This window comes from Rhodobacter sp. 24-YEA-8, from assembly GCF_900105075.1.
Classification (GTDB): domain Bacteria; phylum Pseudomonadota; class Alphaproteobacteria; order Rhodobacterales; family Rhodobacteraceae; genus Pseudogemmobacter.
In genome coordinates, this window is record NZ_FNSK01000003.1 from 63238 (window position 1) to 75000 (window position 11763).

Here is an 11763-nt window from a genome sequence, read left to right on the forward strand (position 1 = left end):
GGGCACGAAATTCGAGCTGAGGGAGAGAGGATGTCGACTACGACCGCAGACATGACCGATCTCTTTGTCATCGGCGGCGGCGTGAATGGTTGCGGCATTGCGCGGGACGCGGCGGGGCGTGGGCTGTCTGTCACGCTGGCCGAACAGGGTGACCTGGCGCAGGGCACCTCATCGGCCTCGACCAAGATGTTCCATGGCGGGTTGCGCTATCTGGAATATTTCGAATTCCATCTGGTGCGCGAAGCCTTGCAGGAGCGCGAAACCCTGCTGGTCGCCATGCCCCATATCAGCTGGCCGATGCGCTTCGTGCTGCCCTACAGCCCGGGGATGCGGTTCGAAAGTGACACGCCGACCTCGCGGCTTCTGGGGTTAGTGATGCCCTGGATGAAGGGCCGCCGCCCCGCCTGGCTGATCCGGCTGGGGCTTTTCCTTTATGACACGCTGGGCGGGCGCAAGATCCTGCCGGGCACGCGAAGGCTGGATCTGAAAACGGATCCGGCGGGGCGCTGGCTGCAGCCGGGCTTTGGTCGCGCTTGGGAATATTCCGACTGCTGGGTGCAGGATTCGCGCCTTGTGGTGCTGAATGCCCGCGATGCCGGGGCGCGGGGCGCGCGCATCCTGACGCGCACGAAAGTCATATCGGCGCACCGGACAGCCGCCCATTGGGAGATCACCACCGAAGGCCCGCACGGGCGCGAGACCCATCTGGCGCGGGCTCTGGTCAATGCCGGTGGCCCCTGGGTGGGCGAGGTGATCCGCGATGTGGCCCATATCACCTCGACCGAAGGGGTGCGGCTGGTGCGCGGCAGCCATATCGTGACGCGCAAACTCTATGATCACGACCGCGCCTATTTCTTCCAGGGCACAGACGGGCGGATCATCTTCGCCATTCCCTATGAAGACGATTTCACCCTGATCGGCACCACCGACAAGGATCATCAGGGCAGCCCGGCCGAAGTGGTTTGCACCGATGAGGAACGCGATTACCTTTGCGCCTTTGCCAGTCGCTATTTCGCAAAGCCGGTCACGCCGGATGATGTGGTCTGGAGCTATTCCGGGGTGCGCCCGCTTTACAATGACGGCGCGAAATCGGCGACGGCGGCGACCCGGGAATATGTATTGAGCCTCGATACGGGGGCGGACCACAAGGCGCCGCCGCTTCTGAATGTGTTCGGCGGCAAGATCACAACCTATCGCCGGCTGGCGGAAAATGCGCTGGCAAAGCTCGCGCCGTTTTTCCCGCAGGCCGGTGCGGCCTGGACGGCGCGGGTGGCGCTCCCCGGTGGCGATTTCCCGCATGACGGGGTGGCAGATCTGGTGGCGCGGCTGAAAGCGGCATTTCCGTTCCTGACCCAGGCCCATGCCGCCCGCCTGATCCGCACCTATGGCACCGAGGCGTCTGACCTGCTGGCGGGGGCGACCCGGCCGGAGGATCTGGGCCCGGATTTCGGCGCGACGCTGAGCGGGGCCGAGGTCAACTGGCTGATCACCCGCGAATATGCCCGCGAGGCGGCGGACATCCTTTGGCGGCGCACCCGGCTTGGGCTGCATATGACCGAAGACCAGATCACGGCGCTGGAGGCCTTTATGGCCAAAGCGGCAAAGAACCGGGAGATACCGGCAGCCTGAGAGCGAGAAATCGGCGTGCCCGGGCATTGGAGGATGCGAGGGCTGCGCCTGAGGGGAGGACAGATGACGCTGGAACTGCAGAACGTGTCGCGGCAGGTGGACGGGCGGGTGCATATCCACCCCACCAGCCTGACATTGCAGAAGGGCACGATGAATGTGCTTCTCGGGCCGACGCTCTCGGGCAAGACCAGCTTGATGCGGCTGATGGCCGGGCTTGACCGGCCCGATGGCGGGGCAATCCTCTGGCAGGGCCAGGATGTGACAGGCCAGCGTGTCCAGGATCGCGGCGTCGCGATGGTCTATCAGCAATTCATCAATTACCCGGGCCTGACGGTCTATGAGAATATCGCCTCACCTTTGCGCATCCTTGGCCGCCCGAAAGCCGAGATCGACCGCAAGGTGCAGGAAACCGCCGCCATGCTGCGGCTGACGCCGATGCTCACGCGCAAGCCGCTGGAGCTGTCGGGCGGCCAGCAGCAGCGCTGCGCGCTGGCGCGGGCTCTGGTCAAGGAAGCGGGTCTTGTGCTGCTCGATGAGCCGCTGGCCAATCTTGACTACAAGCTGCGCGAGGAACTGCGCGTCGAGATCCCGCGTATCTTCGAGGCTTCGGGCGCGATTTTTGTCTATGCGACCACCGAACCCGAAGAGGCGCTTTTGCTGGGCGGCAATACCGCAACCCTCTGGGAAGGACGGGTCACGCAATTCGGCCCGACACCCGAGGTTTACCGCCAGCCGGTCGATGCCACCACCGCCCGCGTCTTCAGCGATCCGCCGATGAATTTCCTGGCCGTGGTGAAGGAAGGCCAGCGGCTGAAATTCGGCAGCACGGCCAGCGCCCCCGCCCTTGGGAGTCTCGCCGCGCTGCCAGACGGGCGCTACAGGGCAGGGTTCCGGGCCAATCACCTGTTCCTGAACCGGCCTTCCGCAAGCGCCGTGTCCTTCCGGACAAAGCTCTCGGTCACCGAGATCACCGGCTCGGAAACCTTCCTCCATCTCGGCCATGAAGGCGAACGCTGGGTTGGTCTGGTCGAGGGGGTGCATGCCCTGACACCGGGCGCCGAGATCGAGGTCTGGCTCGACCCGGCGCATGTCTATCTCTTTGATGCGGAAGGGCGGCTGGCAGCGCCGGCGCCCTATGCGAGGGCCGCCTGACCATGGCACAGATCACGCTGAAAAACCTTGCCCACAGCTACCTGCCCAATCCCACCAGCGAGAAGGATTACGCGCTGAAGGAGATGGACCATGTCTGGCAGGATGGCGGCGCCTATGCTTTGCTCGGGTCCTCGGGCTGCGGCAAGACCACACTTCTGAACATCATTTCGGGCCTCTTGCGCCCCAGTCATGGCCGGGTGCTGTTCGGAGATCTCGACGTGACCGACGCCGCCACGGCGGAGCGTAACATCGCTCAGGTGTTCCAGTTCCCTGTCGTCTATGACACGATGTCGGTGCGCGATAACCTTGCTTTCCCCCTGCGCAATCGCGGCATGGACCCGGCCTATATCAAGGCCCGCGTCGACCATATCGCGCAGATGATCGGGATGGAGGCGATGCTGTCGAGAAAGGCGCGGGGCCTGACGGCTGACGCGAAACAGAAAATCAGCCTTGGCCGGGGCATGGTGCGCGAGGATGTCAACGCGATCCTGTTTGACGAGCCGCTGACCGTCATCGACCCGCATATGAAATGGGAGCTGCGCACCCAGCTGAAACAGCTGCACCGCGAGTTTGGACATACGATGATCTATGTCACCCATGACCAAACCGAGGCGCTGACCTTCGCCGATAAGGTGGTGATCATGTATGACGGTCGCGTGGTGCAGATGGGCACGCCGGAAGAACTGTTCGAGACCCCGGCCCATAGTTTTGTCGGCTATTTCATCGGCTCGCCGGGAATGAACTTCCTCGAGGCTCAGGTCGCGGGGGATCGCGCCACGCTCAGCGATGGTACGGTGATCGCGCTTGGCGCTGATTATGCGCCGGTCGCAGGCCAGATCGGCATCCGGCCGGAATATGTCAGCCTCAGCGCTGAGGGCCTCGCCCTGACCATCCACCGGATCGAGGATGTCGGCCGGCACCGGCTGGTCCGGGGCGAGGTGCTGGGCAAGCCACTGAATATGGTGCTGCCCGAGGGCGGCGGCGTTCCCGCAAGCCCCCGCGTCAGCTTTGCTGCGCAAAGGATCAACGTCTACGCGAATGACTGGCGGGTTGCACCGCGCTCGCCTGCAGAGAGGGCCGCGTGATGGAAAAGACGCAAAACAACCGCGCCTGGTTTCTGGTGATCCCGGTTCTGATCCTTGTCGCCTTTTCGGCGGTGATCCCGCTGATGACGGTGGTGAACTACGCCTTCAACGATACTTTCGGCAGCAATGATTTCTTCTGGGCCGGGCTGGAATGGTTCGACGAGATGATCCATTCCGAGCGCCTGCATGGCGCGCTTGGCCGCCAGGTGATGTTCTCGGCGATCATCCTCGCGATCGAGGTGCCTCTGGGGATTTTCGTCGCGCTGAACATGCCGAAAAAGGGCTTTTGGGCGTCTTTCTGCCTTGTGCTGATGGCGCTGCCTTTGCTGATCCCGTTCAATGTGGTCGGCACAATCTGGCAGATCTTTGGCCGCGTTGACATCGGCCTGCTGGGGCGCGGGTTGGCGGCCCTGGGCATCAATTACAATTACACCAGCAACCCGTTCGATGCCTGGGCCACCGTGATCGTGATGGATGTCTGGCACTGGACCTCACTGGTAGCCCTTTTGTGCTATGCGGGCCTGCAATCCATCCCCGAGGCCTATTACCAGGCCGCCCGCATTGATCAGGCCAGCCGCTGGTCGGTCTTTCGCTATATCGAATTGCCGAAGATGCAGGGCGTGTTGCTGATCGCGATACTGCTGCGGTTCATGGACAGTTTCATGATCTATACCGAGCCTTTCGTCGTGACGGGTGGCGGCCCGGGCAATTCGACCACCTTCCTGTCGATTGATCTGGTGAAAATGGCGGTGGGGCAGTTCGATCTTGGCCCGGCTGCGGCCTTCAGCCTGATGTATTTCCTCGTGATCCTGCTGGTTTCATGGGTGTTCTACACCGTGATGACCAATATGGATAAGGAGGCGAAGTGATGCGCGTGAAACCTTCCGCCATCGTCATGGCGCTTTACCTCCTGTTCCTGCTGGTGCCGATCTACTGGCTCGTGAATATGAGCTTCAAGAACAATACCGAGATCACCGGCGCCTTTACCCTGTTCCCGCATGAGTTCACGCTGCGGAACTACACGGTGATCCTGACCGACCCCTCCTGGTATATGGGTTACGTCAATTCGATCATCTATGTGGTGATGAATACGGTGATTTCGATCACCGTGGCGCTGCCGGCGGCCTATGCTTTCTCGCGCTATAATTTCATGGGCGACAAGCATCTGTTCTTCTGGCTGCTGACCAACCGCATGGCGCCGCCCGCCGTTTTCGCGCTGCCCTTCTTCCAGCTTTATTCAAGCGTGGGGCTTTTCGACACGCATATCGCGGTCGCGCTGGCGCATTGCCTGTTCAACGTGCCGCTGGCAGTCTGGATCCTTGAGGGCTTCATGCGCGGTGTCCCGAAAGAGATCGACGAGACCGCCTATATCGACGGCTATTCCTTCCCGCGGTTCTTCGTAAAGATCTTCATGCCGCTGATCGCATCGGGCATCGGGGTCGCGGCGTTTTTCTGCTTCATGTTCTCCTGGGTCGAGCTTTTGCTGTCGCGCACCCTGACCGCCGTTAACGCAAAGCCCATCGCCGCGATCATGACGCGCACGGTCTCGGCCTCGGGGATGGACTGGGGTGTGCTGGCGGCGGCGGGCGTCTTGACCATCGTGCCGGGCGCCCTGGTGATTTACTTCGTCCGCAATTATATCGCCAAGGGCTTCGCCCTGGGGAGGGTGTGATGACCACTGCCGAAACGGGCACTGCGGCCCGCCCCAACTGGACCCTGATCACCCTGACCGCCGCCGTGATCCTTGGTTGCGCATTGGCCTTCCTGATCTGGGCCACACCTTCGGGAAGTGACGGTAAGGCCTGGACCGACCCGATGATCCCGCGCGGCTGGATGGCCTGGAGCTTTCCTGTCGCCTTCTTCTTCTGGTGCATCGCGACAGTGCTGGTCACCTTTACCATTCTTGCCATCCGGTTTCCCGAAACGCCGCGCAAGGGCATTTTGCGCATCGAGACCACGCGCGGCGACCGTCTTTTCATTACCTTGCTCGGTTCGGCTTTCATCTGCCTCGGCTGGCTGTTTTTCGCAGGGCCCCCGGTGTGGGGGGCGCTCATCATCTGTCTTTTTTACGGCGCAGCGGTCTTTCGCTGGGTCTGACACTTCCCGGACCGGGATCACCCGGGCGGGCCCTTTCAACAAAGTTTCTCAGGGAGGAGAACATGAGGTTGAAGCATACCACCACCGCCATGGCGCTTGCGCTGATGGTCTTTGGCGCGCCCGCCTGGGCTGATATGGAGGCGGCGAAAAAGTTCCTCGACGCGGAGATCGGCGACCTCTCCTCGCTGACCCGCGCCGACCAGGAGGCCGAGATGCAATGGTTCATCGACGCGGCCGCCCCCCATAAGGGTATGGAAATCAAGGTCGTCTCGGAAACCATCACCACCCATGAATACGAGAGTAAAGTGCTGGCCCCGGCCTTTACCGCGATCACCGGGATCAAGGTCACCCATGATCTGATCGGCGAGGGCGATGTGGTTGAGAAGCTGCAGACCCAGATGCAGACCGGCGAGAATATCTATGACGGCTATGTCAACGATTCCGACCTAATCGGCACGCATTGGCGCTATCAGCAGGCGCGCAGCCTGACCGAATGGATGGCGAACGAGGGCAAGGATTACACCAATCCAGGCCTTGATCTGAATGACTTCATCGGGCTGAAATTCACCACCGCGCCGGATGGAGAGCTTTACCAGCTGCCCGACCAGCAATTCGCGAATCTCTACTGGTTCCGCTATGACTGGTTCAATGACGAGAAAACCAAAGCCGATTTCAAAGAGAAATATGGCTATGATCTGGGTGTGCCGCTGAACTGGTCGGCCTATGAGGATATCGCCGAATTCTTCACCGGGCGCGATATGTCCTATATGGGCGGGCCGGCTTCGGGCGTGTTCGGCAATATGGATTACGGCAAGAAAGACCCGAGCCTTGGCTGGCGCTACACAGATGCCTGGTTCTCGATGGCCGGGGGCGGTGACAAGGGCGATCCGAACGGTCTGCCGGTCGACGAATGGGGCATCCGGGTCGATGAAAACTCGCGCCCTGTCGGGTCTTGCGTGGCGCGCGGGGGGGCGACCAATGACGCGGCAGCGGTCTATGCTGTCACCAAGGCGATCGAATGGCTGAACAAATTCACGCCACCCGAAGCCCAGGGCATGACCTTCGGCGAGGCAGGTCCGGTTCCCGCGCAGGGCAATATCGCCCAGCAGATGTTCTGGTACACCACCTTTACCGCCGATATGCTGAAGCCCGGCACCGCCGTGATGAATGATGACGGCACGCCGAAATGGCGCATGGCTCCCAGCCCGCGCGGGGCGTACTGGACCGAGGGCACCAAGCTTGGCTATCAGGATGTCGGCTCCTGGACCCTGATGAAATCGACCCCGGTCGACCGCGCCCAGGCCGCCTGGCTCTATGCTCAGTTCGTGACCTCGAAAACCGTCGATGTGAAGAAAAGCCATGTCGGCCTGACCTTCATCCGCGAAAGCACCATCCAGGACAAGAGCTTCACCGAGCGCTCGCCCGCGCTTGGAGGTCTGGTCGAGTTCTATCGCTCGCCCGCCCGCGTGCAATGGACGCCCACCGGTACCAACGTGCCGGACTATCCGCGTCTGGCACAGCTCTGGTGGCAGCATATCGGGGATGCCATGTCGGGCGCGAAAACCCCGCAAGAGGCCCTCGACGCGCTTTGCGCCGAGCAGGAAAGCGTGATGGCACGTCTCGAACGTTCGGGCGTCCAGGGCGATATCGGTCCGAAACTGAACGAGGAATCCGATCCGGCAGAATGGCTTGCGAAAGAAGGCGCGCCGGTGGCAAAACTCGACAATGAAGATCCGACGCCGGAAACCATCAGCTATGACGAGCTGATCAAGTCCTGGCAGTAAGCTGACCGGGATCGGGCGGGCCAAAGGGCTCGCCCGATTTTTCTAAGCAATGAAGAGGCCCGCGCGATGACCCATATTCTTGCCATTGATCAGGGCACGACCTCATCGAGAGCCATTCTTTTTGACCGGAACCTGAAGCCCGTCGCCCAGACGCAGGAAGAATTTCCCCAGCATTATCCGCAGCCTGGCTGGGTGGAACATGATCCGGCCGATCTCTGGGCGACCATCGCTGCCGCGATGCGCGCCGTTATCGAGCGCGCAGGTATCCTGGCCAGCGACATCGCCGCCATCGGCATCACCAATCAGCGCGAGACCACCCTTTTATGGGACCGTGCGACCGGCCAGCCGCTGCACAATGCCATCGTCTGGCAGGACCGCCGCACAGCGCAGATCTGCGACGCGTTGCGTGAGGCAGGGCACGAGGCCATGATCACGGCGAAAACCGGCCTGTTGCTGGATCCCTATTTCTCGGGAACCAAGCTGAAATATCTGCTCGATACGATTCCGGGCGCCCGGGCGCGGGCGGAAAAAGGCGACCTGGCCTTTGGCACCGTCGACAGCTGGCTGATCTGGAACCTGACCCGCGGGCGCGTCCATGCGACGGATGCCACCAATGCCGCCCGCACCATGCTGTTCAATATCGTGGAAAACCGCTGGGATGCAGAGATCCTGGCACTGCTTGATATTCCGGCCTCCCTGCTTCCCGAGGTAAAGGATTGCGCCGCGGATTTTGGCATGACCCGTGCGGATCTGTTGGGGCGTGAGATCCCCATCCTTGGTGTGGCAGGGGATCAGCAGGCAGCCACAGTCGGTCAGGCCTGTTTCCAGCCCGGTATGATGAAATCGACCTATGGCACCGGCTGCTTCGCGCTTCTCAACACCGGGGCGCAGATGGTGCCTTCGAAGAACCGGCTCCTGACAACCATCGCCTACCGGCTGAAGGGCGAGACCACCTATGCGCTGGAGGGCTCGATTTTCATCGCGGGGGCGGTGGTACAGTGGCTGCGTGATGGCTTGCAGATCATCCGCGCCGCTTCCGAGACGCAGGCTCTTTCAGAGGCCGCCGATCCGGCGCAGGAGGTTATCCTGGTACCCGCTTTCACTGGGCTTGGCGCGCCTTACTGGCGGCCCGATTGCCGGGGCGCGATTTACGGGCTGACCCGCAATTCCGGCCCCGCCGAATTCGCCCGCGCCGCCCTGCAAAGCGTCGGCTATCAGACGCGCGACCTGCTGGAGGCGATGCGTGCCGACTGGGGGACCGATGCGGATGGCGTTTTGCGCGTTGATGGCGGCATGTCGGCAAGCGAGGGCGCAATGCAGTTTCTCTCGGATATCCTCGGCGCCCCTGTCGACCGCCCCGAAGTGACAGAAACCACGGCGCTCGGCGCGGCCTACCTTGCCGGTTTCCAGGCCGGGCTCTTGCCTGCGCCGGAAGATTTCGCGAAAAGCTGGGCGCTGGAAAAGCGTTTCACCCCCCGAATGGAGCCCGGCTTGCGCGATCAGAAATATGCCGCCTGGAAAAAAGCCGTGGCCGCCACAATGGCTGCGGCATGACCGGCAGTTTCAACGTCGCTTTGCCTGGCCGGATCCTGTTTGGGCGTGGCGAGGCGGCACAGGCGCCCGCGCTGATCCGTGCATTTGGCCGCCGCGTGCTGCTGGTTCATGGCCAGGATCCCGCACGCGCCGCCTGGCTGAGAACGGCATTGCAGGATTGCGCTTTACACTGCGTCTCTTGCGGCAGTGAACCGACGCTCCCGATGCTCGAAGCGGCGCTGCGCGATGTTGCTGGATTTGCCCCGGATGTGGTGGTGGGTCTCGGGGGGGGGCGGTGATCGACATGGCCAAGGCGCTGGCGGCCCTGATCCCGGCGCTCGGCGGCGCGATGGACCATCTCGAGGTTGTGGGTCGCGCCTTGCCCCTCAGCGTGCCCCCGCTGCCTTGTGTCGCTTTGCCCTCTACCTCCGGCACCGGGGCCGAGGCGACGAAAAACGCGGTGATCGGCCTGCCCGAACATGGCCGGAAGGTTTCGCTGCGCGATGACCGGATGCTGCCGCGCCTTGCGCTGGTCGATCCTGCGCTGACCGATCAGTGCCCGCGCAATGTGACGCTGGCCTCGGGCCTTGATGCACTGGCCCAGGTGATCGAGCCATATGTCTCGAACCGGGCCACGCCTTTCACCGATGCGCTGACCCTGCCCGCGATCCCAAGGGGGCTTGCCGCACTGCAAAGCCTGATGCGCGGCGAAAACAAAGATGCGCGCGATGAAATGTCCTGGGTCAGCCTTACCGGCGGCATCGCGCTGGCCAATGGCGGGCTTGGCGCGGTGCATGGCCTGGCAGGCGTGATCGGCGGTGTGACACCGGCGGCGCATGGCGCGATATGTGGCGTCTTGCTTGGCCCGGTGCTTGCGGCAAACCGGGCGCGCGCGACCGGCGAGACCGCCGCGCGACTTGCCACCGTCTGCGATATTCTTGGCGAGGGGCTGGGGGTTTCCGGCGACGAGGCGCCGCGCGCGCTGTCTGCCTGGGCGCGTGAGGCCGGGCTTGCCGGCCTGCGGGATCAGGGCCTTGCGCCGACGAGTATTGCCGATGTGGCCAGGGCGTCGATGCAAAGCTCGTCTTTCAGAGGAAATCCGGTCGCGCTGAGCGCCGCAGATCTCGAAGTGATCCTGGCAGAGGCCGGGTGAAGGCCCGGGATCAGCCCTTGCCGACCGGTTTCGTGAAAAGACGCCATTCTTGCGCAGCGACTTCCCAGTCATCCCGGATAATGGGGCGGCTGGCGATCTGGCGGTAGCCCCTGGCTGTATAGAGGCGCAGCGCGTCCAGATGCGTGTCGGCGGCGATAAGGCTGATGCTGTCATGACCTGCCGCCGCCGCAATGATCTCGGCCTGTGCCAGCAAGGCGCTGCCAAGACCTTTGCCGCGAAATTCGGGATAAGAGGCCAGCACATTCAGATACCAGGAGCCGGGAGCCAGCGCCTCAAGTTCCAGCAGCGGCACAAAGATCGGCGGCATATCGGGGGCAATCGGGCCGGGTTCGGTCTCGGCCGCATAGCCCAGCAGGCAGGCCGCGACGGCACCGTCAGTCTCGGCGAGCCAGGCGTTGGAATAAGAGAAATTCCCGGTCGCACGCACGGCACGTTCCCGCCCGAGCGCCCAGGGGTCGCCATCCGGGCCCACGGATTTGCGCCAGAAATGCAATGGCAGATCATCGGCTGCCATATTGATGAAACGCACCAGATGCGCGGCGTCATCTGCCCTAGCTTTGCGGATTTCCATGGCTCTGTCCCGTTCCTGCCTTTGCGCGGCTCTGATGTGCAGTCTTTGACGATCTGTCGCGCGCTTACCAGCCCCATCGGGTGTTGTACGCCGGATCCGCCGCCTGCCCGGCCCTCGCGGCTTGCGCGACGGGCGGCGGCGGCCTACCAAGATTGCCGAGATCTGAATCATCATTCCGAGGACAGACATGAGCATCACGGTATTCCGCTTCCCCGCGCCCGGACCCGAGCCCATCACCAACGATCTGGAGGGCTGGGTCAAGGTCGAGGGTAATCCGACCATGCGCTATTGGATCCAGCACACCTCGCTGGACGGCAATGTGATCTCGGGCACCTGGGAGGCAACGACCGGAACCTGGCATGCAAGCTACCAGTTCTATGAATTCGTTCACCTGATTGAAGGCCGCATCACCATCACCCCTGATGGCGGTACCCCTGTCACGGTCGGGCCGGGTGATGGTTTCGCGGTGGAGGCGACGTTCAAAGGCACATGGACCGTCGAAGAGCCGGTGCGCAAACATTTCGCCATCCGGCTGAAGTAAACCCCGATCCTGCCTTTGCCGGGGGGCTGAACTCACCCTCCGGCAGACTGTCCTCCGAGGGCCGGACTGCATGGGCGGCTGGACTTCGCGGGTGATTGCTCTATCTCTGCCCTTGCCTTTTTTCGGGACGGGGACGGAATGCAGAAAATCACCCTGCCAGAGCGGCCAGACTGGCGCGACAAAGCCGCAGAGCTCGG

11 protein-coding genes and 1 pseudogene (1 of these 12 only partly in view) are annotated in these 11763 nt (G+C 62.7%); 11 read left to right on the top strand and 1 reads right to left on the bottom strand.

Annotation, left to right across the window (positions count from 1 at the left end; all coding sequences use genetic code 11):
* Positions 1-30 precede the first annotated feature (30 nt).
* From glpD to BLW25_RS19350, 9 genes and pseudogenes are all read left to right on the top strand, one after another.
* Positions 31-1629, top strand: a complete 1599-nt coding sequence (gene glpD, locus BLW25_RS19310) for a glycerol-3-phosphate dehydrogenase (protein ID WP_092903221.1) — start codon at positions 31-33, stop codon at positions 1627-1629.
* Positions 1630-1692: 63 nt separating this feature from the next.
* Complete coding sequence (locus BLW25_RS19315) at positions 1693-2781, top strand: ABC transporter ATP-binding protein (RefSeq protein WP_092903223.1); 1089 nt, start codon at positions 1693-1695, stop codon at positions 2779-2781.
* 2 nt (positions 2782-2783) lie between these two features.
* Positions 2784-3866: an ABC transporter ATP-binding protein gene (locus BLW25_RS19320; RefSeq protein ID WP_092903225.1), complete on the top strand. Its 1083-nt coding sequence runs from the start codon at positions 2784-2786 to the stop codon at positions 3864-3866.
* The gene (locus tag BLW25_RS19325) at positions 3866-4735 is read left to right on the top strand and encodes a carbohydrate ABC transporter permease (protein ID WP_092903227.1); all 870 of its coding nucleotides are present in this window, start codon (positions 3866-3868) and stop codon (positions 4733-4735) included. The genes BLW25_RS19320 and BLW25_RS19325 overlap by 1 nt, the downstream gene beginning before the upstream one ends.
* Positions 4735-5538, top strand: coding sequence for a carbohydrate ABC transporter permease (locus BLW25_RS19330; RefSeq protein ID WP_092903229.1), 804 nt, complete (start codon positions 4735-4737; stop codon positions 5536-5538). The genes BLW25_RS19325 and BLW25_RS19330 overlap by 1 nt, the downstream gene beginning before the upstream one ends.
* Before the next feature lie 143 nt (positions 5539-5681).
* Positions 5682-5963, top strand: a complete 282-nt coding sequence (locus BLW25_RS19335; protein WP_366268561.1) for a DUF2160 domain-containing protein — start codon at positions 5682-5684, stop codon at positions 5961-5963.
* 62 nt (positions 5964-6025) lie between these two features.
* Positions 6026-7747 (top strand): ABC transporter substrate-binding protein, encoded by a 1722-nt coding sequence (locus BLW25_RS19340; RefSeq protein WP_092903233.1) that lies wholly within the window; start codon positions 6026-6028, stop codon positions 7745-7747.
* A 66-nt stretch (positions 7748-7813) separates the two neighbouring features.
* Complete coding sequence (gene glpK, locus BLW25_RS19345; protein WP_092903235.1) at positions 7814-9301, top strand: glycerol kinase GlpK; 1488 nt, start codon at positions 7814-7816, stop codon at positions 9299-9301.
* Positions 9298-10433, top strand: a pseudogene (locus BLW25_RS19350) (iron-containing alcohol dehydrogenase). The gene glpK and the pseudogene BLW25_RS19350 overlap by 4 nt, the downstream one beginning before the upstream one ends.
* Positions 10434-10443: 10 nt before the next feature.
* Here the strand turns inward: BLW25_RS19350 and BLW25_RS19355 are convergent.
* Positions 10444-11025 carry a GNAT family N-acetyltransferase gene (locus tag BLW25_RS19355; RefSeq protein ID WP_171909656.1) on the bottom strand — a complete coding sequence of 194 codons (582 nt, stop codon included), beginning with the start codon at positions 11023-11025 and terminating at the stop codon, positions 10444-10446.
* Between the two features lie 187 nt (positions 11026-11212).
* Between BLW25_RS19355 and BLW25_RS19360 the strand changes: the two genes are divergently transcribed.
* Both BLW25_RS19360 and BLW25_RS19365 read left to right on the top strand, forming a co-directional pair.
* Positions 11213-11566, top strand: a complete 354-nt coding sequence (locus tag BLW25_RS19360; protein WP_092903565.1) for a cupin domain-containing protein — start codon at positions 11213-11215, stop codon at positions 11564-11566.
* A gap of 138 nt (positions 11567-11704) precedes the next feature.
* Positions 11705-11763: the 5' portion of a glutathionylspermidine synthase family protein gene (locus tag BLW25_RS19365; protein WP_092903239.1), read on the top strand. The gene runs 1186 nt beyond the window's last position; only the first 59 of its 1245 coding nucleotides appear in the window; its start codon is at positions 11705-11707; the stop codon falls past the right edge of the window.